Below are 25,366 nucleotides of genomic sequence, written 5' to 3' on the forward strand. Positions count from 1 at the left end.
CCATGGGGCGACGACGGGGTAAATCATCTGACGCCGGAACCATCTTTCTGATCCTGATCGGCGGATTGGTGGCAGCCGCTATGGCTATCTACCGGTTCGTTGTGGAACACGCAGCCGCAATAGGAGCGTTTGTCTTGGCGGCCGGGGTCGTTTGGCTCCTCTATCTCGCTCTGAGGGGCAGGTCGCAGAGCGTTTCTCCTTCCGACGGGCATTCCGAGCTTCCGAGTTCTGGTCAAAGCCCGCCACCAGCGATAAGCAAGCTTCGTTCGAGTGAGTCGCCGGCAGTGTGGTTGGCGGCGGGCGAAAGGGCAGTCTTCGGCAAGGCAGAAATTTCTGGGGGCATGTTCTACTACGGCGCCTTGATAGCTGGGCCGAACGGTGAGACCAGGCAGTATGCCATAAATCCCGCTCTGCCGGCGTACTCGCGGCAGCCCGATGTCGATGGTCAGTCGATGCCTTATTGGCCATCGTACGAGCAAATCTCGCCGGCCGCCCGACGTTCTTTTTTGGACTGGATGCGTACTGGACGGCGAGATCCCAGCTACGGCATTGGATATGTGTTTCTCTTCTTCTATGGCCTTGAGCACCGCGTGTTCATAGATCAAGGGTCAGATGTTCCCGCGGTTATTCAAGAAGTCGAAAGATTGCTTTCGATCTACGGTGCGAACAATTCCTTCCAGAACTACGCCACGAAATTCCTCAACGTTGTTCGGATATCGCGCGGCATCCGCTTGGCGTTGCCACCCCTTTCTGCCGAACGCAGCGTCGGTTCGGAGATGGAGCTCGCCACGCGTCTGTATCTGGCCGAGCGGCTCGCAGCGTCCCCGAGCGTTTCGGCTGACGACGCGCTCTATTGGGTTATGGCGATGCCGGACACCTATCTTAGAACCCCGGCCGTGAGGTGCTTCGAAGAATTTGTCGCATTGTGGAAGCTGCGTTTCGGCACACGCTTTCCCAAGGGTTTTGCCGTGAATTCCAAGGGCAACGTCTGGCTGCGGTATCGTGCTGCGAGCGGTGCGTTCGAAATCGACGTTCCAGGACAACATCAGCGCCAGCCTGATGCGAGCCTCCTCGTGCGAGACTTAGAGATTTTGAGGACTTTGCTAGACGATTGCACAAACGAGCTCGACAGCTTCAGCCGTCTGGTCGGTCGGAAACCGGCAGCAAGGCATTCGATGGCCGCGGCGGCGCTTCTTCCTATCGATCTTCAACGGGCGGCCAAAGTCGGTCCCGTGGAAGACTTCAGGCGCCAGATCGATTCCCTGGTAGGAAGCCAAGGCCGCGGCAGTACGACCGCACAGGTGCTCCTAGAGATGGCTGGGATCGAAATACCGGAAGGAGGCAAAATACCAAGTGCCGCTCTGGATACGCTGAGCGGCGCCTTGGATGTCGTTGGGATCGCAATAGAGCCCGATCGCCGATACGGGAGCGGCGCGCCTCGGGCGGACGACCAAGTGTTCGTGTTCCGGGCGGCTGACGGCGGCCCGGTGGATCCAGCCAGGGCGCCGTTTCGAGCGATGCGAGCGCAGATCGAAGTCGCTGTCCTGGCCGCTGCGGCCGACGGGGATGCATCGTACGAGGAATTACAGCGCACCATCGCAAGGATTAGGGCGGAAGGCGATCTATCGGGGGTAGAACAAGCCCGACTGATCGCGTTCGCCGTCATCACATTCAACAATCCGCCCAAGCGCGACAGGGTCATGCGCAAACTTGCAGAAACCAGTCAAAGCGAGCGGCAAGCAATAGCCGAGGCTGCGGTCGCGGTGATCGGCGCAAATCAGAATATCGATGCCGGAGAGGTCAAGTTCCTTGAGCGACTGCACAAGTCGCTAGGTCTGCCGACGGAGCGTGTGTATGCCGGTCTGCACCGCGCTGCCGCCGAGAAGGATGAGCCGGTAGCATTGACGGAGGAGGCTCGGGCGGCAGGCATCCCCATTCCAAAGCAGGCGCCCCCGGCTCCTCCCTCGGCGGGCATCAGAATCGATGCGGTCCGCTTGGAGAAGACCCGAAAGGATACGGAAGCTGTGTCCGCCTTGCTCGCCAACATCTTTACCGACGAAGGCCCGCCTCCTGTCCAAGCCTCTCCACTCCCAGCCGATCAATCCTTGGAAGGATTGGACGGTCCTCACGGCGAATTGGTCGAGTTACTTGAGCTTCGTGGATCAATGTCGCGTACGGAATTTGAGCGACATGCCAAGGAGGTCCGCCTGTTGCCGGACGGCGCAATTGAGCGCATCAATGACTGGTCGTTCGACCACTTCGACGAGCCGCTGATCGAAGAGGGAGACGAAATCGTGATAGCGGCGCACTTGAGAGAACGCATCGCCGAGATGAAGGCCAAGGCCGCATGAGCAAGCAAGTCAAGACGATCCGTCCACGCGAACGCGATACTATTATCCAGGCTCTTTCCGCCGGCGTTGTCCCACGCATCGGATTGCCTCACATCCAGGTCGGGCGGGCCAAGGAGATCGCCGCGATGCTTCGGGACATCGATCGCATTGCCGACGCGGGCGCCGCGATCAGGTTCGTTATCGGCGAATACGGGGCAGGGAAGACCTTCTTTGCCAGTGTAGTCAGGCTAATCGCGCTCGAGCGAAAATGCGTGACTATGCATGCCGACCTCTCGCCCAATCGGCGTATTCAGGCAAGTGGGGGGCAGGCCCGGGCACTCTATTCCGAGGCCGTCAACAATATGGCAACGCGCAACAAGCCTGAAGGGGGAGCTCTCCAAAGTGTCGTCGAGCGCCTGGTGACTGACGCCGCAAAGGAGGCGGCGGAGAAGAGCGTATCTGTCGAGAAGGTGATCGACGAAAAGCTCGGAGCGATTGCGCAATTAGCCGGTGGGTACGATTTTGCGACCGTGCTGAAGGCATTCTGGCGGGGCAGCGAGGAATCGAACGAGCTTCTCAAGCAAAACGCTATCCGATGGCTTCGTGGTGAGTATTCGACCCGTACCGATGCGAAGAGAGATCTCGGTGTGCGGACCATCATCGATGACGAGAACCTCTACGACAGCTTTAAATCGCTCGCATGCCTGGTAAGAGTCGCGGGCTACGCGGGACTGATCGTTATGATCGACGAGATGGCCAACATCTACAAGCTCCAGAGCGCTCAAGCGCGAAAGCAGAACTACGAGCAAGTACTCAACATTGTAAACGATGCGCTTCAGGGAAATACGTCAGGCATCGGTTTCGTCATGTGTGGTACGCCAGAGTTTCTTCTGGACACGCGCAGGGGCATGTTCAGTTACGAAGCTCTTCAGTCGCGGCTAGCCGAGAATTCCTTCGCTGCGGGCGGTCTCGTTGACATGTCGGGCCCCGTGATCAGGCTGCAGAGCCTGACGCCTGAGGATCTGCTTGTGCTCCTCGGAAACATCAGGATGGTCTTTGCGGGCGGGGATCCTACGAAGTATCTGGTTCCCGACGATGCGCTTACCGCCTTCATGGAGCACTGTGACCGAAAGATCGGGGCCGCATACTTCCGTACGCCGCGCTCGACGATAAGATCGTTCGTTCAAATGCTGTCGGTACTGGAGCAGAACCCGGACAGCCGGTGGCAGGATCTTCTTGAACGAGTGCCGATCGCTCCAGACGCACCCGACGACGTAGCGGAAGCGACGCCTAACAACGGGGACGACGATGAGCTCACCAGCCTCCGCCTCAAATCTTGAGGGGGCCTACGACAAGCTGCATCCGACGATCCGCCGGTGGATCTGGGATCAGGGATGGGACGAGCTCAGGGAAATACAGGCCCGTACCATCATCTCAGTCCTGGACGGCGACCGCGACATCTTGATCGCCGCCTCCACGGCAGCAGGGAAGACTGAAGCCGCGTTTCTGCCAGTTCTCACGAGCGTTGCCGATCGGGCGCTCGCTGGGTTCTCGGTCCTCTATATCAGCCCGTTGAAGGCATTAATCAACGATCAGTTCAAGCGGCTGGATGAACTCTGCGAAAACATGGCCATTCCGGTCGTGAAGTGGCATGGAGATGCCCCACAGACCGCGAAGAAACGGGCAATGGCCGACCCGCGAGGGATCTCGCTGATCACTCCCGAATCCATCGAGGCGATGTTCGTCCGCCGTCCGGGCGACGCGAAGCGGTTATTGTGCTCGGCGGACTTCATCGTCGTGGACGAGCTGCATTCCTTTCTTCAGGGGCCTCGCGGTCTCCATGTCGCTAGTCTGTTGCGGCGCATCGATGCCGTGTCGTCGCGGCCGGCGCGACGTATCGGGCTTTCCGCGACGATAGGCGACCTCGGTCAGGCCGCCGCTTGGCTTCGACCCACGATGCCTCAGCTTGTCGAAATCCTGGAAGCCAAGTCGGATTCACCCGAACTCAGACTTCAGGTTCGCGGCTATGTTGAGCCTCCGCAGCTGGACGACCCAGATCACGCTGAAGGCGCGAGCGGCATTCCCGAAGAGGCGGTAGTCCGGCGCGTAGCTCTGGACGATATTGCGGACCATCTCTATTCGACACTCAGAGGAACCAACAATCTTGTTTTCGGCGGTTCGCGTCGGACAGTGGAATCGACCGCGGATCGGCTCAGGAGGCGCTCTGAAAAGGCGAAAGTGCCCAACGAATTTTACCCCCATCACGGGAGTCTTTCAAAAACCATCCGCGAGGAGCTGGAGAACCGCCTCAAAGACGGAAAGTTACCGACGACCGGTATCTGTACGTCTACCCTCGAACTGGGGGTCGACATCGGATCGGTGAAGTCGGTTGCCCAAATAGGTGCGCCGAGATCACTCTCCTCTCTACGTCAACGCCTTGGGCGAACGGGACGCAGGAGGGGTACTCCGTCGGTCCTAAGAATCTACATTCGTGAACCAAACACCGATCAGGATACGGGTGTCATCGACCGACTACGCTCGAACACAATACGATCGGTGGCCGTCATCCGACTCCTGCTCGAGAAATTCGTCGAGCCGGCGGGGCAGGTACCCGAGGTTGCCTCCACGCTAGTCCACCAGATACTTTCGGTGATCGCCGAGCGCGGCGGAATACGGGCCCGCCCACTGTACGAGTTGCTGTGCGGTTCTGGTCCCTTCGCGATGATTTCTGCTGCAGAGTTCGCGCTTCTGTTGAAGCACTTGGGATCTGACGAGATCCGGTTTATAGAGCAATCACCCGACGGCACGATCATGCTGGCCAACGAAGGAGAGGCAGTCGTTCAATCGCGCAACTTCTTTGCCGTATTCGAGTCAGCGGAGGAGTGGCGGCTTACTGTGTCCGGGAGGACACTGGGGACATTGCCGATATCGTTCCCGGTCCATAAGGATAGCCTTGTCGTTTTTGCCGGGCAACGATGGATTGTGCAAGATCTCGACGAAAAGACCAACACACTTTTCGTGGCGCCTCACCCCGGCGGCGTCGTGCCACGGTTCGAGCGAGCGGATGGCGAGCGATTACACGATCGCTTAGCCGCAGAAATGAAGGCTGTCTATCTCGCGTCGGACGAACCCACTTATCTGGACCAAAGAGCGCGCGATTTGCTGGCGGAGGGCCGGGAGGCTTTCAGCGGTTTAGGTCTTGACACCACGAACGTGCTTCAGGAGGAGAAGGACGTTCACGTCTTTCTGTGGCGTGGATCGCAGGTGACGGCGGTTTTTGGAGCTGCCGCCGCTATGGTGGGTCTTCCCGGCCACGTGCATGATCTGGGATTGACCCTATCCGAAACGACCGTCGCGATGGCAAGATCTAAACTCGCAAGTCTGGCGGACTTCACTGCTGCAGACGTAGTTCGGGTTTCTTCGGCGGTCCAGAATATCACGGCTGGGAAGTTCAAAGATCAGGTCCCTGTCGAACTTGCAAGAACGCTGTGGGGCCGACAGAATACCTGCGAAATTGGTGCGATACCGGGCATAGCTCGGAGTATCTGATCCACAACGAGGCGTAGCGGAGGGGAAAAATGTATAAGCTCGCTGATTTAGCGCGCTCCCGCGATCGGCTCCGGTCCTGATCTGGGGAGCGATCTTCGAATTTCGTTAGCTAGCTCAATCTCCCGCTCAGCTTGACTCCCTCGGCCTCGGTCCCCGGCGCAAGCCATTCGGGCCGGCGGCTTCGCAATCGGCCGCCGACCAGCGCGGCGTGGTCGTTAGGGTTGGAGCTCGCCTTGAACCGGCCGAGACGCCGAGGCCTGCTTTTGGCTCACGGCAGCAGAAATTCATTGCGCCCGAAGGCGAACTCAATCTAAGCTTGCGCGCATATTTGACGCTTACATGGATTCCGAAGTTCTTTTGACCTATCGGCGGCATCGCCGAAAGAACGTGTGTCTTGCCGAATGTCCTCCAATCGATCTCACATATTGACCTCCGACGCTATCGAGTACCAAGGTCAGCGCTGCGTTGCGTCCCACCAATCAAACTTCGAAAAACATCGTATACATGCCGATGCGTTTGCCGCGCAGCTTGATGGAGAGTTGCTGCCCTGCGGCGACGGTGCAGATCCAGTCCCGACGCAGTCGTTCACTTGTGAAGTGCCCGGCGCCGACAATCCGCTCCTGACGCCGCAGGAAGTCGCCTGCCTCGAATGGTGCAAAGAGGGGAAAACGAACTGGGAGATCGGTGGGATTCTCCGGATTTCCGAGAAAACCGTCGAGTTTCATCTCGGCAACGTAAAGAGAAAGCTTGGGGCGACGAACAGGATCAGCGCGGTCGTTATCGGCCTCCGGTATGGGCTCATCTCGCTCTAAAAACTTCCGTCCCCCAACGGCAGTTGGGCTGCTCTGTGGGTCCGCGAGAGGTAGTGTCGGCAAACTGAGACACTGCCCGCGAGGGGGATGGGGGAGGCAGACTGCACTCGCCTATTCCAGCTCCGAATAGACCGGTGCGTGTTGCCGTTCATGGCTGCATTGCTATCGCGGCTGAAGGTGGCGCTGGCGCCTCTCTCCACATTGTCTGGTTGGGCTTTGGTTTGTCACCGAACGTGGTTCTCGCGGCATTGCGCGAGCTTATCAGGCCAAACCACATTTCTAGACAAACTCCGCCATAACGTCCGCGCCAAGCCGCAAGCAGGTCAACATGGATTCGAAATTGGCCGCCGAGGCCGCACTATGAGCTTTCCGCACATGATCGCCGAACCTTTTATCATCAGGGAAGAGGTCACGGCATAAGTTGGAGCTGTCGCGAAGCAGCCTGACCCCTTCAGTGTAGATCGGAATACCGCACTTGATTGCAGTTACGAGCTCGTCTGGCACACTATCTTGCTTACCGGTAGCTATCCATTGCGCACATTGCAGGACATGCACGTCGGGCAGGTCAGGATTCATTTCCCTCAGCCGCGGGATAAGTTCATCAGCGTAGGGGTGCCTTAGCTTGTAGAGAACGTAAGCTGCCAAAATGCTGGTGTTCGAACTCGGCATGTCTTGAGGATTTCGCAATCGCTCAATGAGATCATCAAGGAACAGGCGGGCACGCTCCATGGCGCCTTGACGTACGTATTCGTACAACGTCGTTGCAAGGGCATCTTCAGGAGAGGCCGGATATGCGGATAAAACGGATCCACTCCGATAGGCGGCGAGCTCGGAACTTGCCGCGAGCTTAACCGCCTCTCCTTTGGGCCCGGGCAGCCAAACGACTAGAGCAGCGTTGTGGCTAGATGGTTCGGAAATCTCAACATAGAAGCAGTTGGTCGGCGCGATCCCAGAAGGAACGGATATTTCTCCTTGAGCATCTACTTTACCGTCTCCACCTTTCCTCAAGACCAATGTTGAGTGCGTCCGGCCGGGGGTCCACTCAACGAACGTTCCCCAGCGGTAGGACAACTCAATCGGAGAGCCAGCATGCGCGTCGTGTGCAGTGCGGCGGTGTTCAGAGTTTTGAATGCGCGGCGATCCCGGATCTGCCGAACTGACGTCAGTAATGACGACCTGTCCGCGGAATCTGTCCAAGAGGCGGGTAAGCGCATTCCTGCCAAGTTCTGCGATGTTCTCAAGTGCGCGGTTTCCGAGCTCGCGGAGGCGCTCACCCAGCCAAGGCGGCATGGTCTCGCCGGGCTTACGGCTCGCTTGTATTGCGGTTGCGATTTTCATCAAGGACTCGGCTTCGCGCCAGAAGTCTGCAATCGCGTCAGTTTCCTTCATGTCCAGCACAGCTTCGCCGATAGCTAGTCCGTTGGTACCTGTTTCTGGGGTTGCGACGGTGATCGAAATAATGCGCCCGGAAGGAAGAGCGGTTCTCACCAGGTAGGAGCCTGGACCCGGCACGCCGACGTCTGTAGGACGGCCGGCAAGACGCAACGCCGCGCGCTCGGCCTTTCCGGCCTCGGAAAACACTTCCACGGCTATGGGCGCGCCGGCCAGGTCCGGTGGCACATTTTCAGCTGTGATCCGGACGATGTAGCTGGTCACGGCTTCGCCCCATCCGGTTTGCCTGTGTCGCGCCGCTTGATGTCTATGATGACTTCAGAAGCCGGAAGCTTCGGCTCGAACGGTTTAAGGCCGGTTTCATATTTATCGGTGTCAAAAGCCGCATTCGCCGTCCACTTTCCGATGGGGACGGGCGTGCACCACGGCCCGTCCCTCCGTTTTGCTCGGCTTAGGCGTCTTTCACCTGGCGCCTCTTCGGCGACGAACAGATCTGCGGCTGACATCGCTGTGCCAAGGCTACACCTTACCTTGACCAGGACTTCAGGGGGGCCGACAAGATCGCAGAGAACGCCTGTCGTGTTGACGACACCCGGCTTGCTTTCGGAGAAGATGATCCCGCTGTTATCTTCCGTCTCAGCGCGATGCAACGCCGCCGACTTTAGAGCAATTGCCAGTGATGACATAGTCACCGGGCATCCATCGACCGTTGGGTCACCAGCACGCTGCGTCAAGCAATGTATGAGTTCCTGCGTGAAAAAGGGCGCGTCTTTCGCGTCTCCGTAGGCCTTACCGCCTGCGTATGAGCCAAAGTAGATTGAGGCATCTCTTTCCGAGATGGCGGCACCGCTTACAGGCGTGCAGAGCGGGCGACCTATCACTTCGAGCTGGTTTGCGATCGCCTCGAAGTTATACTCGGAGCAAGCGTCGATGAAGAAGCATTGCACGCTGGGCTTCCGGTTTTGTAGGTAGGTCGCGCTCGCGATCGTCGCGATCAGGTTGCCTCCCTCTTTGTCGTTGGTAGGAAGCCGCGCGTCTTGGGCGAACAACGTCGGCTCGGACTTGAATATGCCGTGGCCGGCAAAGTACCAGATCGCGGCATTTTCCAGCATTGTACCGGAACGGTCCAACCATTCACCGAACCGCTTGCGGATATTCTCGAATGTAGCTGGTTCGGCTGGCATCGCAGGACAGGTAGTTGCAAACCCGAGCTTCGTGGCCGCGTCACCTTCCAGTTTCCACTCGCCCTGCTCTGGTGTTGCCGAACATAGGAATTCGACCGAGCCTAACGGGCGGTCAACCTTGGAGAATTTCGTCAGTGCCCACTCGGCGAATTTCCTGGCTCCGTTCACCGATGTAGTGACCGTCGGAATGATGTCCTTTGAATCGTATTCGCCGACGCCAACGATCATTACGTGAGTTCTAGGCTTGCCGTCACTCGCAGCCTTCTTCAGAGCTTCTTCTGCTTGTTTGACAAGCGTCGTATATCTTTCGACGGCATCCTCTTCGGCCTTGCTCGCGTCGAGAAATGGAATGCCGTCTGCGGCCTTTAGTTTACGGCGTCTAACTATGGCCTCGCTCATTTTCAGCCAAGCCGGAGCGAGGGCGTTTTCGCCTGTAAACCCTTCGGCCCAGATCAGGGCCATAAGCGCCTCCAAATCAAACTTGCGCTCCCTTTTCTTCAAACAACTCCTTTACTCTTTCACGCAGGCGGGCAAAGAAGCGGGGAGTGTCAAAATATGCGGCATGGGAAATGATTGGCAAAGCATCCGTCTCGAACTCAAAATCGAGTACGTCTTTGAAGACGCCCTTGGTCGCGAAACCAACGTAGTCGGTCAAATCATAGACGTTAATCCAGCGCGATACTGCGGCAGGAAGATCAGCAGGCTCGCCCTTTGCGAAAGGCTCCGCCAACTCGCTAGCCGCTGCTAGGCGCCCCATCTCCGCGAACAGTGCGACCTGAGAACCTACGGTCACAAAAAGGTCGCACCGCAGGTCCTTCGCAAAGTGGGTTAGAATGTCGTAGAGAATGATGCCACCGAAGCTATGGCCGACAAGATAGAGTTCTTCGTCGCCAGGGCGACGGGCCGCGTTTGCTTCCTTGATCGCGGCAATGACTCGTTCGACAATTGGTTGTCGGTTGTCCATGTAGGTGAACACGTCGCCCACGAAACGTCCGGCGAATGTGGAAGCGGAAGGACGGACGTATTCGGAGAGGCCGAGGAACGCTGCACGAGTTGCATCGACTGCAGCACCTCCCACGGCGTCTTTTACGTTCTTAGTCACTTCACTCACTGCATCCTTGATCGCGGTGGCGCCGGTCTTAAGCCAATTCAGAACAGAGTTTCCAATCGCCAACGTTTGGATTGTTCCATTGGCTCCTGTGGCCGCTTCGCTCGAAGTTGCAGAAAGTGCCGTTACCGAACGAAATAGCTCTTCCACAAACTCGCTGTCGTTCTTGACGGTCTGCAGCCAGGACGGATTGCGGTTGGCAGCCGCGTATGCCTCGGCTACCAGAGAGAACCGCGCCACGTCCGGCAACGCATTTGTCAGTGCCTGTGCTAATGGACCAGCCTTTGGAGCGTTCGAGGAGCCAGCGAATAGCAAGTCCACCGCCGCGGGCAACGATCGGGCCCTCGCAACGGTTAACAGTGGATCGCTGTTCAAGGTGGGTTTGTTGACGAGTTCGCCGTCCAACTTTGCTGCGGTAGAGGTCACCAAGTCCACACGCGCCGGCTGGCCAACCGCTAATGTTTGTGCGCCGGACGTGGGCAAGCTGGCGAAGTTGCGGGCAAACTTGACTCCGAGGTCTCCCCAGTAGGGCGCAAATGTTTTCAGTCCGTCGGCGGTCTTTACCCGATCGATAAAAGCAACATGCGCCAGCTGTTGCTGGAGCAATGTGCTTCGGTCATCGAAGACCCGCTGCTCTTGTGGGGTGTTGCCTCTGCGCGTATTCACGCCATGCACGAAAACAAGCGGCATTGTCGGGCCCTCGTATAGCTGGTCCATCTTAAATGGCTAGCGTAGCAATAGACAATCTGAAATGTAGCCCGGAAATTTGCTCAGCGGCGTATGCCTCGCCTGCGACCTAGGGAAATCCCTAGGATGCCACTGGCAACTAGAGGTTGGTTCGCTGGTATTGGAGGCGCCAGTTCGTTTGTCCCGCCCGGGGCGCTGCCTGCCCAGTATCCCGCCGACGCACAAGAGTAGTGTGCGTAAACGGCGCAGTTTCCAACGTCCGAACAACAAACGACGTTCGCATTGCGATGCTTCGATATTCAACAGCGCTCCACTCTCGACAAGTCAGCCAGTCGCGATAAGGTTGCACATTGGACAAACGGGGCAGGACGGCATGAGCAGAGAGCGAGCTACCGATGGTCCGCTGCGGGTACGGGCTATAGCCGGTACACACGTCGTACTGATGGCAATCGATATCGATCCCGAGCGACTGGAGGGCCTCAGGTGCTTCGCATTCCAGGCTAGGCACGGTCAGGAGACCCGGTGGTTGCAAGGAACCAAATATTTCGAAAAGCTGGTGCCCAAACCAGAAAAGAGTGCGAAGTATTCGACTTTGCAGCACCCGATCCAGAGCTTCCTTTGGTCAGACTACGAAGCTCGCCCTGACACAGAATATGAGTACACGATCGTTGCGATGTACGGTGAAATCGACGGGCTTGAGCGGAGGTATAGCGCAGCCGTCAGAATCAGGACAGAGAAGGAGAACGACGGAGAACACGGCGTTTGGTTCAATCGAGGGGTAGTCGCTAGCCGGGCGTACTCTGTGACTTTCCAAAACCGCACGCTGACGGAGGAGATGTACAACGCCGTTGATGATAAGAATCGCGTCTCTGAGGAAACCTCAGTCTGGCTTTCGCGGGGGCTTGAAGAAGCCTGTGTGACCTTCATCAACGAAGTCCCAGAAGGCGACAAGCTCCGTGTTTGTGCCTACGAATTTACGTACCTTCCGCTGCTGAAGGCCCTCAAGGCGGCGATCGCTCGGGGTGTCGACGTCAAGATCATCTACCACAAGACGAAGGCGAACGAAGATGCCATCGATGAGGTGAAACTTCCTGCGGGGAGGCTGATCGAGCGAACCCGCCCGCAAACGCCGCACAACAAATTCATCATTTGGCTCGATGACCAAGCAAGTCCGAAGGCAGTTTGGACCGGATCAGTCAACTTCACTCCGTCTGGTTTCCTGGGGCAGACCAATGTTGGTCATGTGGTGACTGACGCGAGCAACAAACCAACCGCGATCCCACGGAAGTACCACGAATATTGGAAGGTTCTTTCCAAGAACCCTACCGGAAAGCCGGCGCGCGAAGCGGCCATCGAACTCTCGCCGAACCCGCCGAATCTCATCCCGGAGCAACCAATCACAGCATTCTTTTCGCCCAGGATCGCGGATAACCTGCTCGACTGGTACGGAAAGAGGATCGAGAACGCGCAAACGTCTTGCATGTTTACGGCCGCCTTCACCGTCGACCCAATACTGCTGAGGTCCTTGGGCAAACAACAGAACTCAATGCGCTTCGTTCTCCTCGAGAAGCCCGCTACTGCGGATGCCCGCAAGGCGGAACGCAGTAGCCGCGGCCGCTTGGTCATGTCGAATGGCTCAGTGCTCGGAAAGGTGACGAAGCAGTCCTTCGAAAAGCAGGAAGGGGAGGGCGGTACAAAGCTGGTGCCAATCCCCAATTTCCCGCTCGAGAAGTGGTTCGTTGACGAAGAATTGGCTCGAAAGGACGGAAAAGGCTTCGTCTTTTTCGTGCACACAAAATTTCTCTTAATTGACCCGCTTTCGGACGACCCATTCGTTTGCACCGGTTCAGCGAACTTCTCGGGTAATTCCCTTACGGCCAATGACGAGAACATGCTTTTCATCCGGGGCAACACCCGTGTCGCTGACATCTACCTCACAGAGTTCGATCGTATTTTCCGTCACTTCTTCTTTCGAATGAGCGCCAACCGTGCGGCCATGGCTGATGAAGAAGAGGACGAAGCTGCTAAAAAGGCGGTGTTGCTGGATACAACGCCGACTTGGATGACGCCGTATTTTGAGGATGGCGACTACAAGTGCAGTCGTCGAATTATGTTTTTCGCTGACCCGCGGGCGAATTGGTCGACGGAAGCGGCGGAGGATACGAAAGACATATTTGCTGACGAAGTCGAGCGGGCCAAAGCCAAACGAACTAAGGCAAAAGAAGCAAGGGAAGCGAAAGCGGCTGCCGGACAAAAGTCTGCGGCGGCTGCAAAAAAGAAGCCCACTAAAACGGCTAAGGCAAAAGCGGGTAAAAAGAAGAAAGCAGCAAGACGGGGCGCGTGAAGAAGACCAAAGCGTCGAAATCGAAGCGAGCTAAGACACGCAAACAGAAGCCCCGGACAAGGATTAGGGTCGTGGCGAGCTATGTTCTCTACGTTCAGGATGACAGGGACAGCGCCTTCAAGCATTTCGGCGTTGTGATCCATGATGAGGCGGAAGCCATCGCCAATGCCACTGGACACCAGACCCTAATCTTCAAGGACGGAGAGCCATGGAAGCTCTTTGACGGATTTGGGACGTCCTACTCGATCGTGTTAGATTGAGGGATTCTCGGAGGGTATGAACGCCGTACGTCGGAGAAGTCCAATGAGTTTCATTGGAAGAGCGGGATTGCTCGCGCTACTTCTTGCCGCTTCTACCGGGCCTGCGCTGGCGGAGAAGCGCGACGCTTGGCACGTTGACGGCAGATTGCTCGGGAAGGACGGTGAGAAAGCCGAGGATGTAAGTGGGATGGCCTGCGCCACTGACCAGGGCTTTCCTCGTTTATGCGTCGTCATCGACGACAACGTACAGCATGCGCAGTTCGTGGAGGTTCACGATGGAGAGATCATTGTTGGCAAACCGGTCGACTTAATTGCTAACAGTTTTGAGGGGAAAGCGCTCGAGCTAGACGGCGAGGCCGTCGCATTCGCAGATGGTTTCTACTATGTGATCGGTTCGCACGGCCATCCGCGCGATAAGAAGGGAAAGCTGAAATCCAAGGCAAATGCTGCGGAGATCCGAGCGAGGATCGCTGCGAGCAGCCAAATCGTCAGATTTCGGGAGGATGGCGCGGGCGTCGATAGGTCCGCAAGGTTCCGGGATATTATCGCGGCCGATCGGACACTTCGCCCATTCATGGATAAGCGTCTGGAGAAGAACGGCCTCACCATCGAGGGCCTAGCGTTTGGGCCAGGTGGCAAGTTGTTCGTCGGCTTTCGAGGGCCCGTCCTAAGCGGGAATCGGGCGGTCGTGCTGTCGGTGGGGGCGAAAGCTTTATTTGAAGGGGGAGACGATCGGCATGAAACGTTTCGGCTTCGATTGGGGCCCGGCCGCGGTGTTCGCGACCTGACGAGCTTCGCTGGCAGCTTGCTGATCTTGGCAGGCCCGGCCGCGGACGAGCCTGGGTCTTATGCGCTCTATCTCTGGAACGGAAGAAGCGAAAAGGTTCGCCTCCTCGCCGAATTGCCGTTCAAAGGTAAGCGCAAACCGGAAGCCGTGCTTCCCCTAGATGTAACGAAGTCCAAATTGAGAGCCCTCGTCCTCTTCGACAGCGAGAAGGAAGGCTCGCCAACTCCTGTTGAAGTTCCCTTACCGTGAGCGTTGGGAGATTTAGTGATGCGCCGCATACCTTTAGCAATTATCGCTCTTCTTGCGTTTTGCACCAGCGCTTCGGCGTGGGGCGACGAGGGACACAAAATCGTCTGCGAGATCGCCTATCGACTGGCGCTGCCCGATACGCGTGCCGCGGTTCGCAAACTCATCCGAGCAGACACGGAGTTCGACACCTTTTCCGAGTCTTGTGTATTTCCCGACCATCCGCGCATTCGTACTCAAGACCACTTCGTCAACCTTCCACGAGACTCGCGTGGGCTCACGTCGGATGACTGCCCGTTGGCGCCAAGCTGCGTACTGAAAGCCATCCTGAACGATTCGAAATTAGTCAACTCGAGACACGAGAAAACGGTGGATAGGCTCATTGCGCTGAAGTCACTCGGTCACTGGGTGGGAGACATTCATCAGCCATTGCATGTGTCATTCGAGGACGATCGCGGCGGAAACAACATTCGTGTGCGAGGAGAATGTTCGGGTAATTTGCACAGTGCGTGGGATAATTGTCTAGTCGTGCAGGCAGTTGGATCCGATGTGTTCGACGCTGCATCGGAGCTCATCGACGAAATCACCCCGGAGATGAAACTGAAGTGGAGCTCGTCCGAACCTCGCGACTGGGCGAACGAGTCATTTGCCATCTCTGAGTCAGTCAAGACTGGTTATTGCGTTATGCATAGCTCGTCTTGCGACCTTCCGGAGGGTACGGTCGCCGTCAGTGAGGATTACCTTGCCGTCAATGTTCCTATTGTAAAGCAACAGCTTCAGAAGGCGGGATTCAGACTTAGTCGGCTCCTCGACAGCGTTTTTGCTGACCGGTAGGGCACCCGTCCCCGTACCTCGGGATTTCCCTAGGGCCGACGTGGCCCAGGCCTCGCTCGGGCGGGTGATCGGGCTTCCAAGTGCTGCACAGCCTGCAATGAATCGGGTACCCTTTTCATGCCGAAGAACTCCAAGTCGCGGTCAACGATCCCCAAACGCTTCCAGGCGCGCGAAAGGTGGAGATTCTCCGCTCGCTGTCTGACGATCGAGATGTAGAGGAGCTTCTCCGCAGGCGCTTATTGATATTTGCTGCGCGATACGGCGATCGTGATGCAATGTCCAGCTTGATCGACACGGCCGATGAAATGGAGGTCCAGGAATTAAGCGCTACACCTTGCAGGACCGGCAACATTTGCTCGACCTTTCGTTCCTGCAATTGGTCGTCTCTCGCTGCTCCTATAATGGGGCGTCCGGTTCGGTTGCGCATGATCGCGGCTCACGGGTCTCAACCGGCCCTAGATTCGCTACTGCTCATCTATGAAAATGCCGCGCATCGGGACCTCAGGGAGGTGGTTTTGGGTGTGCTTGAGCCCCTGGCAGGGAGGCTAGGAGTGCGGATTCGCGAAGTCGACGACCGATTGGGCGCGGTCGCGATTGGCTAAGCTCTGGCTCCGATAACGGCTTGCAGTCATATCGGGGCAGCGTTGACCGTCTTCGGCCTAACGCTCGACTCGAACTTAGCCTCCGAAGCGAGCCCCCGTCACGTTCAGGTTGTCCACCGCCTAGGGAAATTACTAGGGCGGCGGAGCTTGCGCGAAGCGAAAAGCCCTAGCATTGTCGCAAGGGGGGGTGACCAGTCGGCGCATGAATTTTCAGGAATGGATTGATAAGGCACGCAATCTCGAGGCGGAAATTGCTGCTGCACCTTCGATAGAAAAGAAGCCGCTTACCACGGTATTGTGCCGACTGCATTTGCTTGCGTGTGAGGCGCCAATCCCTGTTCTCGCGGCCTACGAGCGACTTTCAGAAGCGACCCTAAAACATTTGACTGGCCGGCGGATCGAGACGATGACGCGCGGCACTCATCGCTGGACGCCGCGCTCGCTATCCCCAGAGGACTGGATGCTTTCTCTGGGGAGCCAGATTAGAGCAGTCGATGAATACCTGTACACGACCTCCGGGACGGATTTTGGGGACCCTGATTCGGAGCTAGATGAGTGGCGTTGTCCTTCGACCAACATGCTCGTCGTGCCTCGCCCGCGAAACTTGCAGGACTCTCGGCTCGCTGGGCGACCTTATCTCAAACGCGGAATACTGAGGCATCGCCTACTTCCCTCCGAGGTAGGTGGTCTCGAAGTCGTCCCCATCCGCATAGACCTACGGGAAGCTGGCGAGAAGTCGGGAGTTGCGGCCTCGCTGTTCTCCAACCTTCAGCTTTTCACTCGCGAAACTCGCGAAGGCAACTTCATCGCCGAAAACGTCACGTTCGACGATATCGATGAAACCCTGGACAATCAGATCGACCAATCGATGTCGAATGGGTGTGCAGGCATCGTCTGGCCGGAATTGACAATCGATCAATCCACGCGACTTAAGATCTGCGACCTCTTACGGAAGCGCACCATTGCCAGTGATGATGAATTCCCTCTTCACTGGCTGCTCGCCGGAAGCTGGCATGAAGAGACTGATGTAGGCTATTTCAACCGAGCGACGGTCTTGGACGGATACGGACGTGTGATCCGCTCATTCGATAAAATTGTTCCGGCTCGGGATGAAAAGGGCCGTCTGGAGGATATCAGATCGGGGGAATGTATCCCCGTCCTTATTACCGACAGCCAACTGATCGGCTTGGCCATCTGCCGAGATTTCTGCGATCGGGCCTCGATGACATCGCCTTACCTTACCTTGCCCGTAGATTTTTTCGCTGTGCCATCTATGGGGGAGGAGTCCACTATGGTCGCTCACCTCAACGTCGCGGCGGAGGTGCAGGCAAAAACGGGTGCCCGCGCTCTCGTGGTGCAGCAAACGGACGCCCGCTTGGCGTCACAGAAGGAGCTTGGCTACGTCCTGCCCCTGCCGCCGTCTCCCGCCTCCATTTCCGTCAATTCCTTGAAATCACTTACGAAATGGCAGTTTGTTTCAGAATGAAACATGGGGTTACTTCGGGACCAAATCGGGTGTAAAACGTTGTAAAACGATCTCTTAAACCTTAGATGGGATAACGGTTCCATGTTGGCTTTCGACGATATCGCTTTAGGCGATGCCTCTCCCGAGGAAGCGCGGCACATCATTCGTGCTGCCCTAACCGACGGCGGCGCCCGTGCGGCTGAAAGCATCTACCGAGCCCTCCGCGCCTGGACTTGGAAGTGCTTGTCCGACGGCCGGCGAGACGAAGAATTGCGGCGCTGGCACGAGATTATGGCGCGAACTGGGGCTTATCTGGAGGTCGATCACAAGACCTTTGCAGACAAGATCAGTGTGCTGAAGGAGTTGGTCTCTGAATCCATTACTGCGGGCGAGCGTCTGTCATCCGCGGATGTGTTACAGCGTGAGCATGTCCGCGACATCCTCATGGAGATTTTCCGTGAGCCGCATCGTCGAATCTACAGGGCAGCACTGCTGCGCCATTTTGGTCTTGGACAGGCAAATCTCTCACGAGTGCTGAATATGATGACGGTTGCCGGTCTTATCCGGCGTACCAGTTTCGGTAAGCACGCGGCTTTCAGTCTAACCTCGGTCGGCTTGCGAGCCGCCAAGCTAATCGCCGAAAGAGAAACACCAGCACACAATCACAAGCGAGTCGGAGTGCCGACGACAGTGACCTCGCATCCAATCAAACACGGGGGAGCGAAGCAGGTCCAAAACGCCAAGGAGCTGCTTCATCCAACCAGAAGCGCAAACCAATACGAACCCGCTGCATTCAGCAAGGCCGTGGCTGTTTGAGGGGATGTAAGTTCGGATCGGAGAATTTCAGATGGCGAGTAGCCGGGCCGTAGACGCCGCTTCGGAAAGCGAAGAGCGGACTCCTGACGCAATCCGCATGTACGGGGATTTCCTCGACAATGTGAGCGTCGTGAAAAATTCGCTTATGTCCTTGCTCCTTTCGGTCGGTGATATCGAGGCCGCAGGAGACGAGAGCAAAGTCGCTTCCGGTGAGGAAACTGCGCCGGGTCGGACAGTACTCGTGCCGTTCGTCGAGATGAAGCTGGAGGGCGAGCAAGAGCCGTATTTCGCCAATGTGCTTACCCTGGATAACGTCGCCTATCTGATCTACGATCTCGCGCAGGACTTTGAGGTGGTCTGCCAACAGCTTTTGACTGTCTCGAACGGAGGAGTGCCGCCCGAGGCCCGGCGCATTGAACAATCCGCAGAATGGATGAAGCGGGCCCGTGAACACGCTGGCCGCGCATTTCAGTATCTGGAAAAGATTTCGGACCGCATAGAGTCGGTCGGTTAGGATGAGCCTATAATGGGTTGAGGGCTCTTGAACATGCCAAGCTTAACGGCTCGCGACAGCGCCTGAATGGCTAACTATTTCAGCTTGCCGTTCGGCAAACATGCGATAGGCACTTTCTGCACTGAAACGCGGGTGACTGGAATAAATTGTGCCACGCCAGTCACAGCCGCGTCCTCCAGGTGATGCTAACTGGCATTTTCGTCGCGTCGGCCTTGGACGGATTGCCAAATCTGATGCCGCGACCCCGCGGCGTCCTCTCGATAGGACAACGTGATCAAAGCGTCGGAATCTTGGCGTCGATCCCAGCTCTTGGCATTTCCCTTACAGTCGAGAACGGAGTTTAGTGCGGCTTTCGTGGGATCACGAATTTCAAAGGTCCGCCGTCGCACATACCATCCGCCAAGATTACCAGCTCATATTCGTCGCTGACGTCTCGCAACACCGCCAACGCCTCCGGCTTGAGCTCATCGTCGCACTTGCGGAGCTTGACATCATCGAGTCCAAGGCCGGTAACGTTTTTCAGTTTCGCCACGTCGGCGTGAACGCCATCCCACAGGCCCAGGATCCAACCGGCCTTCTCATTGGCGACATCGTCGTCGGGGCCAGCGAGGACCAGTACGCCGTCATTCACTTGAACCAGATCCCTTATACCGCGGCCTTCGCCGACTTCGACCAACGTGGCGTCCGCCTTCGGTGTGTCGGATTCGAATAGTGCGACGGCATCTACCGAGAGGATCGGCGCTCTTGCATCTTTCGCCGGTCCGCGAAAGCCGAAGTGCAAAGTCCCGTTCCGTATTGCGACGCCTTCGATGTTGACGCCTCGTTGCCCTTTGAGGTTGGGAGCCTTCTCGGGCGGCTCGGTTCTCAGGCATTTCTGCTCGCCGATGCTGTCCGACAATGCGGGTAGGGAGCTCATTAAACGCCAGAGGGCGTCGGTATCCTTGTAGTCGGCGAAGTGCTGCGAGGTATCCAGTTTTGCCCTTCCGCTCGTGGGGTCGATAGCGAACCGGATAACATGCCGGCTCCCCGGATTGCTCTCGCAGGTCTTGCGTTTTGCCGAATGGGAGCCCGTAACGTAGAAATATTTGCCGTCGGTGGTCGCCCCTTCTGCGTCCAGTTCCTCGTCCGAGGATCGGAGCGGTACAGCCGCATTGTCGATCACATAGCCCGAGGACGAGACGACCACGTAGTGCGCCAGCGTACCCTCGTCGAAAACGACTAGGCAGGGGCTGCCGGCCCCTGTATTGCAGGCTATTCCGCTGAGCGACTTCCGTGCTTTGTTGGCATGCGACGGGAAGATGAATTGTCCGGCTTCCCACGGGCCCGCGACAGGCTTTACTGTCGGGACGGTTTGAGCGTGGACGTCTGCGGCAATGCTTGAGTGAAGTCTAATGAGGAAACGGAGTTCCCAATGAAAGCCTCGAGCACGTTGCTCGCATATTGGCACCATTTGACCATTTCACTGGGAATCAGCCCTTTCTGTCGAACGATGTGACAACAGATGTAATTCCGTTCTTCTCATAGTGAGCCACTTGACCACGAAAGAGGGCGTTGCCAGGCAGGTCGGCCAAAGCTCGACGAAGTTCAGCGGTAAGATATACATTTATCCGGGAGACCATAACCCGCCTCATTTCCACATCAAAGGGCCGAATTCGAACGCACTTATCGATTTGGTGACGCTAAGTGTCATTAGGGAAGGCATCGAAGAAGGATCTAGACGAAGTAATCGCCTGCGCAAAGAAGGCGGAAAATCGAGCGTTTCTGGCAGCAGAGTGGAGAAGGCTAAATGAGCGAGAATGAGACTATCGATAGCGGAATTCCGCTTCCTCGCATGGCATCGATTAAGCCCTTCGCTCCCTACACCATCGCCGTGAAGTCGGCGGATGGTCCACGCGCCGGGCGGGAGGATGCTATTGATATCAGTCCAATAATCTTCAGTTACAAAATCTACAAACCGCTTCGTGAGGAAGGCCGGTTTTTGACGGCGCGCCTTGTCGACAACGATGGGGACGCGGTCATTTGGGATGGTGGCGATGATCTCACGATGTCGGCGGATATGATCTATGCGCTAGCTGAGCAGATCATTACGCCCAAGGAGTTTGCAACTTTTCTCGCGCGCAACAACCTGACTCAAGAGGCGGCTGCGGCCCATCTTGGACGCAGTCGACGCCAGATTGCGACCTACGCAACAACCGGCCCTATCCCCCGGATCGTGGCTTGGGCTTGCTATGGTTTCGACGCGTATCGACGGGCCAAAGCTATGGCTGAGAAGGTTGAAAAGGATGAGCATGCTAAAAACAACAAGACGGCTTAAATTCTATTGATCTGCCACAGCATGTGCTGCTCCGGACTTGTTCGTATCCGAGCCCGTTTTTCGTAGGAAGCAGCGCCAGGATTATTGGAAGAATCGCGTTCGCCCGTTCTGGCAAGAGGTCTGGCCCAAGTCCCGAAACCTTGCTTCAAATAGCATCGCGGACTCGCTGGCTGTCCTGAGCATCGCGGGTTTGCTTCAACCTTAGGCGCGGTTCTGGACTGGCTGCAGCCCCTGGAGCATCCCCACCATGTTGTGCACGAGCTGGATGAGTCAGGACTGTGCGCCCGATTTCCCAAAGCCGCATTGCGTTTGCTCGACGCTATCATCAGTGATCAGCCTTGGGCTCCCAGAGAACTTGTGAAGTGCCTGGAGGCTATCGTGCAAGCGATACCGGGGTTGCGAAAAGACAATCGATATCAGCGCTTGGCTGAGTATGCGCGAAAACACAGGGTCTGACGTTGACACTTAAATCCGCAAAAAATTGAGATGGTGCATGAATACGCAAGGCATCTCGCAGGGAGTCTGCCCGCCAAGGATCGGACGATGCACCTCAACCAGTGCGACGGTCTCGTTTCGGTTCTTTGGCGTCACGGACGACGGTCACAATCTCAAAATATGAAACACTCGCAAGCCGGAATACCGCGCGACAGATCCTGCTGAGGTCCTGAATGCCGCTTTTGACGAACGATCCCCTTACGCAACTCGCGTTCTCCATCTACGAGAGCAAGGGCGTGTTTGCGCTCCTGTTGGGGGCCGGCCTCTCCCGTGCCGCCGACATTCCGACCGGATGGGAAATCACGCTCGACGGAGACTATAACGACGCCCGAATCTTAAACACGGAATCCGAGCTGAGCGGCTACCCGGCGCAATACGACACCTGTGCGGTTGGTCTGGAGAATGGGATCATGCCCTTCGTGCGGCGTTTCTTCGCGCGCCGAACCCCGGCGATACTCGATGTTCTGGGCTGCGCGCGGTACACTTGGCGACGGCCGCAGCAGTTGATCGAACATCGGAAGGCTCGGACAATTCCGATCATCGATGCGAATAAACGCATGATGGGACGGGTGCGCTGGTAAGTCGTGGCACGCGTTTGTTGCAATAGAGAAGGAGCTGCCAGATGAAACGGCCGACCCCAGGAACCCAGCGTGCGAATTTCAATGCTCTGGCGAATTTCAGGCGTTTTTGGCGAGACTGCGATGGTTGGCAATCGAACCAAGCGGCCGGGTTCGCCTCATTTCCCGCGTCGATAGAGTACCGATGGAGGGGTAACACACGGCTATTTCGCTCTGACGTAACAATCATATCTCACAGCGGCCCGGACGATGGGAGAGTCGATATTGAGGAAGCACATAGGGTACATGTTGACGACTTCCACCTTCGCTTCGAAGCGCGTTGGCAACAGTACACATTCGACGAAGATTCTGGCTCGCTCACCATTACGGGATCGTCAGACAAAATGGGAGGACCGTATATTGTGAACGTCATGCCGATCTTGGTGAGAGAGGACCAAGGCGAACCTCGCGAAGGCGATTGAGCGCAACATTCAGTACGGCTGATGGTGGGGCTTTGTTGTACTCGGTGCCTTTTGACCTTTCCGGGGTAACCTAACTGGCAACCACCTATCGCTTCGACCACCACGCGCGTTCTTGGGCCAGCGCGTCCGGAGGCGTCGCAGGATGAACCCGGCCGGGAAAGTAGGGCGCCGAATGACTGTAAGCGTCAGCCCGCTGGTGCCGCTAATCCGGACGCCCGTCGGCCCGCCAACCACCGAGCCGCCGTAATCTCGCCCGAGCCGGGCGAAGATCAGAGCGAGGATCTGCTCCGGATCCTTCTGAAGGGTTACCGGCTGGTAATCGGCCTCGACGATTGGGGGGCCGGATCCTTGAAGGTGCGACTGTAGGCATAACCCGCCTTCGCGAGCCGGCGTTCGTTCACCGGCCGACTCCAAATTGCGATTGCCGCGGCGCTAACCGCGGCGCCTCTTGCGGTGGCACGTCGCTGTAGTGCGGAGCAATCGTCTGCCACCAATCATCGAAGCTTCCGAAGTCCGCTCGTCACCTCTCGGTAGTCCGCCCACGGTCAAGGCCGTCTCTCCGGCGACATAGGCCGCATCAGCGGCCCGCTTGGCGAATTCCTCCAGATTCTCGTTCGCTTCGCGCTTCCACCTCAGAGTGCCGGCGTAGGCCCAACTGATCGGCCCTGGTGGACCGCCTTCTACGAACAAGATCCGGAAAGCCTTGTCGGTCGGGTGGCGCTTCGCGTTGAGCTTGCGCTCGATCGCGGCGAGCCGAGCTTCAATCTTCTTCGTCATTGGTTCCGGTCCTTTGTTCGAGTTGCGCGAGGCGCGCTTCGATGTCGGCGGTCTCGATCGCGCGGCGTTGCATCTCGATGGCGGCAGAAACCTCCATGGCCTCGGCCGGCGATAGCTCACCGTCCGCCTTGGCTGCCGTGACAGCATCCAAAGCGGCCACAACGTCGCCCGTAGTTTTCATCCGCGGCAGCGGAAACCGCACGGGGCGGCCCCGGCGCCGCGGCATGACCCGGTCCAAGATCAATCGAGCTGCGCCCATGTCGCCGCCCTTCGCTTTTCTGACGACCCTAGCGACCACGGCTTCGAGGTCAGCCGACATCAGCGCCTCGGCCAGGACTGTCGTCGCGTGACGAGTCCCTGGCCGTTTGCCTGCCGGATTTCCAGAACGACCCTTCGGAAAGGGCCGGCCGCGGACTCGCTGCTTTGGCGCTGCATTTGCTGCAGCTGAACGTTCCGTCGTCACGGCTTCAGTTGCGGGTTCCGATGAAGGCGACGTGCCGAACCGGACGCGACATCTGCTTGAAGATGGTACCGTTGCCGAGGAAGCGCGTCGCCTGGTGACCACCCGGCAGCGTCTCGCGGATCATGCGGTGCTCGAACGGTTTCAGGTCTGGCGGGTTGAGACCATACTCAACCGCTCGGCGCGCATCTGGTCGCACACCGTGTTGAGCGTGGAGCTATCCCGCGCGATCACTGCAAGCTCCGTGTCTTTCCACTTTTGGAATGCCGCTGCAGCGCGGTTAAGCCTGACCTGATAATCGAGAATGCTTCCGTTCATCATCGGAAGCGAAGCGCGCTCGCCGAGCGCGACGTACGCGACGTCGGCCCTGGCCCGCAAATCGGCAAATGCATTGCGGGTAGCCGGCGTCTGATGGACTGGTTGGCGAAGCTGCAGCTCGCGCACGTGCGAGAAGAGTTCGATTTCAGAGCGCGAGACGGAGCCGGCCGCAGTGCGCTGTGCTTTCGTCCGGATCGTTGCCCATCGGATCGCCGTCGTCCTCGTCCTTCTTCTTAGCGTCGGACTTGAACTGCTTCAGCTCACCATCGAGCGCGTCGTATTTCGCGTTCATCTGCTCGCCGACCTTCGCTACGTCGGCGCGCGAGCTTTCGGCGATCGCATTACTCGCAGGAAGAAGTGCTTCGGGATTCACTCGTGGATCTCCTGGGAGTGCGTGTGTGAGTGCGTCCCTGCGTCGATTGAACCTACTGCAAATCCCGCGCGCTCGCGAATAAGGGTAACAAGCGCGCAAGTTGATCTGTCAGCACACATCCTGCATGATCATTCGCGCTGATCCGGATCTCCTCTTTCCAGCCCAACCGCTCCGTCGTGCTGACGTGCCGGCAACGGCGGGGCGGTTTTTTAGAGACCCGACTTAGCGCGGACGTACCGCCGATCGTTCTCGTTGGCCCCGGCGTGAGTGGTCGCGCGCCGGGGCCATTAAATCCGCGAGAGTCTTACGCTCTTCCCGGAGCTCCGCCGCCGCTCAATTGTTTGAGCTGTTGGCTAATCTCAGCGAGGAAGTAATTGCGCAGCTTTTCCAAAGCCAATGTCGATACCTCCGGCGAGCCATCGCGCACCACTTGCTCGAATGCGCTCACGATCCGCTCGAGCTGAACGATTATCCGATCATCGGGCAGGCCCGCGAGCCTTATGACGGCGGCGTCGACCATCTGCTTGAATGTCGCGGCATCTTTCTCGTCTGGCATGTACTAGTGCCTCTAAGAGTTGCTTCCCTTCCGGGCAGCCCCGCCGCGCTCCCTGTGCTGTCGGCGCCTGGGATTTTCGGACAACTGAGCGACCGATGTACTCG

Annotated in this window: 24 protein-coding genes; 14 read left to right on the forward strand and 10 right to left on the reverse strand. The window is 57.5% G+C overall.

Translation table 11 applies throughout. From position 1 onward, the window contains the following. Window positions 1–284: 284 nt before the first annotated feature. The 3 genes from ACTEK7_RS34180 to ACTEK7_RS34190 are packed head-to-tail and all read left to right on the forward strand — an operon-like array spanning window position 285 to window position 5,879. Window positions 285–2,351 (forward strand): tellurite resistance TerB family protein, encoded by a 2,067-nt coding sequence (locus ACTEK7_RS34180; protein WP_225130027.1) that lies wholly within the window; start codon window positions 285–287, stop codon window positions 2,349–2,351. Beyond that, a complete protein-coding gene (locus ACTEK7_RS34185; protein WP_225130025.1) occupies window positions 2,348–3,670 on the forward strand; it encodes an ATP-binding protein in 1,323 nt (440 codons plus the stop codon). The genes ACTEK7_RS34180 and ACTEK7_RS34185 overlap by 4 nt, the downstream gene beginning before the upstream one ends. Next, window positions 3,639–5,879 (forward strand): DEAD/DEAH box helicase, encoded by a 2,241-nt coding sequence (locus ACTEK7_RS34190; RefSeq protein ID WP_225130023.1) that lies wholly within the window; start codon window positions 3,639–3,641, stop codon window positions 5,877–5,879. The genes ACTEK7_RS34185 and ACTEK7_RS34190 overlap by 32 nt, the downstream gene beginning before the upstream one ends. Before the next feature lie 479 nt (window positions 5,880–6,358). Here ACTEK7_RS34190 and ACTEK7_RS34195 read toward each other — a convergent pair whose 3' ends face one another. Further along, window positions 6,359–6,604 (reverse strand): hypothetical protein, encoded by a 246-nt coding sequence (locus tag ACTEK7_RS34195; protein ID WP_225130133.1) that lies wholly within the window; start codon window positions 6,602–6,604, stop codon window positions 6,359–6,361. Between ACTEK7_RS34195 and ACTEK7_RS34200 the strand changes: the two genes are divergently transcribed. After that, window positions 6,560–6,691 carry a LuxR C-terminal-related transcriptional regulator gene (locus ACTEK7_RS34200; protein WP_463671683.1) on the forward strand — a complete coding sequence of 44 codons (132 nt, stop codon included), beginning with the start codon at window positions 6,560–6,562 and terminating at the stop codon, window positions 6,689–6,691. The two genes, ACTEK7_RS34195 and ACTEK7_RS34200, sit on opposite strands and share 45 nt — an antisense overlap. Before the next feature lie 279 nt (window positions 6,692–6,970). On the opposite strand, the gene ACTEK7_RS34205 is transcribed toward ACTEK7_RS34200, so the two are convergent. From ACTEK7_RS34205 to ACTEK7_RS34215, 3 genes are read right to left on the reverse strand one after another with little or no spacing between them, the layout of a single operon-like run. Beyond that, on the reverse strand, window positions 6,971–8,347 hold the full coding sequence (locus ACTEK7_RS34205) for a hypothetical protein (RefSeq protein ID WP_225130021.1): 1,377 nt from the start codon (window positions 8,345–8,347) through the stop codon (window positions 6,971–6,973). Continuing rightward, window positions 8,344–9,729: a caspase family protein gene (locus tag ACTEK7_RS34210; protein WP_225130019.1), complete on the reverse strand. Its 1,386-nt coding sequence runs from the start codon at window positions 9,727–9,729 to the stop codon at window positions 8,344–8,346. The genes ACTEK7_RS34205 and ACTEK7_RS34210 overlap by 4 nt, the downstream gene beginning before the upstream one ends. 13 nt (window positions 9,730–9,742) lie before the next feature. Further along, window positions 9,743–11,065, reverse strand: coding sequence for a hypothetical protein (locus ACTEK7_RS34215; protein ID WP_225130017.1), 1,323 nt, complete (start codon window positions 11,063–11,065; stop codon window positions 9,743–9,745). Between the two features lie 523 nt (window positions 11,066–11,588). On the opposite strand from ACTEK7_RS34215, the gene ACTEK7_RS34220 reads away from it, so the two are divergent. The 7 genes from ACTEK7_RS34220 to ACTEK7_RS34250 all read left to right on the forward strand — a co-directional run bounded on the left by ACTEK7_RS34220 (window position 11,589) and on the right by ACTEK7_RS34250 (window position 18,930). Further along, the gene (locus ACTEK7_RS34220; protein WP_225141984.1) at window positions 11,589–13,406 is read left to right on the forward strand and encodes a phospholipase D-like domain-containing protein; all 1,818 of its coding nucleotides are present in this window, start codon (window positions 11,589–11,591) and stop codon (window positions 13,404–13,406) included. 71 nt (window positions 13,407–13,477) lie between these two features. Next, window positions 13,478–13,666, forward strand: coding sequence for a hypothetical protein (locus ACTEK7_RS34225; RefSeq protein WP_225130013.1), 189 nt, complete (start codon window positions 13,478–13,480; stop codon window positions 13,664–13,666). A gap of 43 nt (window positions 13,667–13,709) precedes the next feature. Further along, a complete protein-coding gene (locus tag ACTEK7_RS34230) occupies window positions 13,710–14,702 on the forward strand; it encodes a DUF3616 domain-containing protein (protein WP_225130011.1) in 993 nt (330 codons plus the stop codon). An 18-nt stretch (window positions 14,703–14,720) separates the two neighbouring features. Further along, window positions 14,721–15,533: a S1/P1 nuclease gene (locus tag ACTEK7_RS34235; RefSeq protein ID WP_225130010.1), complete on the forward strand. Its 813-nt coding sequence runs from the start codon at window positions 14,721–14,723 to the stop codon at window positions 15,531–15,533. An 804-nt stretch (window positions 15,534–16,337) separates the two neighbouring features. Further along, window positions 16,338–17,621, forward strand: coding sequence for a carbon-nitrogen hydrolase family protein (locus tag ACTEK7_RS34240; protein WP_225130008.1), 1,284 nt, complete (start codon window positions 16,338–16,340; stop codon window positions 17,619–17,621). A gap of 81 nt (window positions 17,622–17,702) precedes the next feature. Beyond that, entirely contained in the window at window positions 17,703–18,416 is a 714-nt protein-coding gene (locus ACTEK7_RS34245) for a hypothetical protein (RefSeq protein ID WP_225130006.1), read from the forward strand. A gap of 31 nt (window positions 18,417–18,447) precedes the next feature. Further along, the gene (locus ACTEK7_RS34250; RefSeq protein WP_225130004.1) at window positions 18,448–18,930 is read left to right on the forward strand and encodes a hypothetical protein; all 483 of its coding nucleotides are present in this window, start codon (window positions 18,448–18,450) and stop codon (window positions 18,928–18,930) included. Window positions 18,931–19,270: 340 nt separating this feature from the next. On the opposite strand, the gene ACTEK7_RS34255 is transcribed toward ACTEK7_RS34250, so the two are convergent. Further along, window positions 19,271–20,116 carry a DUF3616 domain-containing protein gene (locus tag ACTEK7_RS34255; RefSeq protein ID WP_225130002.1) on the reverse strand — a complete coding sequence of 282 codons (846 nt, stop codon included), beginning with the start codon at window positions 20,114–20,116 and terminating at the stop codon, window positions 19,271–19,273. Between the two features lie 337 nt (window positions 20,117–20,453). Between ACTEK7_RS34255 and ACTEK7_RS34260 the strand changes: the two genes are divergently transcribed. The 3 genes from ACTEK7_RS34260 to ACTEK7_RS34270 all read left to right on the forward strand — a co-directional run bounded on the left by ACTEK7_RS34260 (window position 20,454) and on the right by ACTEK7_RS34270 (window position 22,320). After that, the gene (locus tag ACTEK7_RS34260; protein WP_225130000.1) at window positions 20,454–20,720 is read left to right on the forward strand and encodes a DUF4160 domain-containing protein; all 267 of its coding nucleotides are present in this window, start codon (window positions 20,454–20,456) and stop codon (window positions 20,718–20,720) included. Continuing rightward, window positions 20,717–21,244, forward strand: coding sequence for a hypothetical protein (locus tag ACTEK7_RS34265; protein ID WP_225129998.1), 528 nt, complete (start codon window positions 20,717–20,719; stop codon window positions 21,242–21,244). Before ACTEK7_RS34260 ends, ACTEK7_RS34265 begins: the two co-directional genes overlap by 4 nt. Before the next feature lie 668 nt (window positions 21,245–21,912). Then, a complete protein-coding gene (locus tag ACTEK7_RS34270) occupies window positions 21,913–22,320 on the forward strand; it encodes a hypothetical protein (protein ID WP_225129996.1) in 408 nt (135 codons plus the stop codon). 890 nt (window positions 22,321–23,210) lie between these two features. On the opposite strand, the gene ACTEK7_RS34275 is transcribed toward ACTEK7_RS34270, so the two are convergent. The 5 genes from ACTEK7_RS34275 to ACTEK7_RS34295 all read right to left on the reverse strand — a co-directional run bounded on the left by ACTEK7_RS34275 (window position 23,211) and on the right by ACTEK7_RS34295 (window position 25,262). Beyond that, window positions 23,211–23,555 carry a hypothetical protein gene (locus tag ACTEK7_RS34275; protein WP_225129995.1) on the reverse strand — a complete coding sequence of 115 codons (345 nt, stop codon included), beginning with the start codon at window positions 23,553–23,555 and terminating at the stop codon, window positions 23,211–23,213. Continuing rightward, on the reverse strand, window positions 23,539–24,018 hold the full coding sequence (locus ACTEK7_RS34280) for a DUF5681 domain-containing protein (protein ID WP_225129993.1): 480 nt from the start codon (window positions 24,016–24,018) through the stop codon (window positions 23,539–23,541). Before ACTEK7_RS34280 ends, ACTEK7_RS34275 begins: the two co-directional genes overlap by 17 nt. 141 nt (window positions 24,019–24,159) lie before the next feature. After that, complete coding sequence (locus ACTEK7_RS34285) at window positions 24,160–24,459, reverse strand: hypothetical protein (RefSeq protein WP_225129992.1); 300 nt, start codon at window positions 24,457–24,459, stop codon at window positions 24,160–24,162. Window positions 24,460–24,478: 19 nt separating this feature from the next. Then, window positions 24,479–24,706, reverse strand: a complete 228-nt coding sequence (locus ACTEK7_RS34290) for a hypothetical protein (protein ID WP_225129990.1) — start codon at window positions 24,704–24,706, stop codon at window positions 24,479–24,481. A gap of 304 nt (window positions 24,707–25,010) precedes the next feature. Continuing rightward, entirely contained in the window at window positions 25,011–25,262 is a 252-nt protein-coding gene (locus tag ACTEK7_RS34295; protein WP_225129988.1) for a hypothetical protein, read from the reverse strand. Window positions 25,263–25,366 lie beyond the last annotated feature (104 nt).

Source organism: Bradyrhizobium sp. JHI2711 (assembly GCF_056156565.1).

Bases quoted from the DNA above. Each gene is read 5' to 3' on its own strand.
- ACTEK7_RS34245 (WP_225130006.1), top strand. From the start codon at position 17,703: ATGTTGGCTTTCGACGATATCGCTTTAGGCGATGCCTCTCCCGAGGAA.
- ACTEK7_RS34230 (WP_225130011.1), top strand. From the start codon at position 13,710: ATGAGTTTCATTGGAAGAGCGGGATTGCTCGCGCTACTTCTTGCCGCT.
- ACTEK7_RS34270 (WP_225129996.1), top strand. From the start codon at position 21,913: ATGCCGCTTTTGACGAACGATCCCCTTACGCAACTCGCGTTCTCCATC.
- ACTEK7_RS34240 (WP_225130008.1), top strand. From the start codon at position 16,338: ATGAATTTTCAGGAATGGATTGATAAGGCACGCAATCTCGAGGCGGAA.
- ACTEK7_RS34275 (WP_225129995.1), bottom strand. From the start codon at position 23,555: ATGACGAAGAAGATTGAAGCTCGGCTCGCCGCGATCGAGCGCAAGCTC.
- ACTEK7_RS34250 (WP_225130004.1), top strand. From the start codon at position 18,448: ATGGCGAGTAGCCGGGCCGTAGACGCCGCTTCGGAAAGCGAAGAGCGG.
- ACTEK7_RS34210 (WP_225130019.1), bottom strand. From the start codon at position 9,729: ATGGCCCTGATCTGGGCCGAAGGGTTTACAGGCGAAAACGCCCTCGCT.
- ACTEK7_RS34190 (WP_225130023.1), top strand. From the start codon at position 3,639: ATGAGCTCACCAGCCTCCGCCTCAAATCTTGAGGGGGCCTACGACAAG.
- ACTEK7_RS34215 (WP_225130017.1), bottom strand. From the start codon at position 11,065: ATGCCGCTTGTTTTCGTGCATGGCGTGAATACGCGCAGAGGCAACACC.
- ACTEK7_RS34185 (WP_225130025.1), top strand. From the start codon at position 2,348: ATGAGCAAGCAAGTCAAGACGATCCGTCCACGCGAACGCGATACTATT.
- ACTEK7_RS34195 (WP_225130133.1), bottom strand. From the start codon at position 6,604: ATGAAACTCGACGGTTTTCTCGGAAATCCGGAGAATCCCACCGATCTC.
- ACTEK7_RS34295 (WP_225129988.1), bottom strand. From the start codon at position 25,262: ATGCCAGACGAGAAAGATGCCGCGACATTCAAGCAGATGGTCGACGCC.
- ACTEK7_RS34235 (WP_225130010.1), top strand. From the start codon at position 14,721: ATGCGCCGCATACCTTTAGCAATTATCGCTCTTCTTGCGTTTTGCACC.
- ACTEK7_RS34265 (WP_225129998.1), top strand. From the start codon at position 20,717: ATGAGCGAGAATGAGACTATCGATAGCGGAATTCCGCTTCCTCGCATG.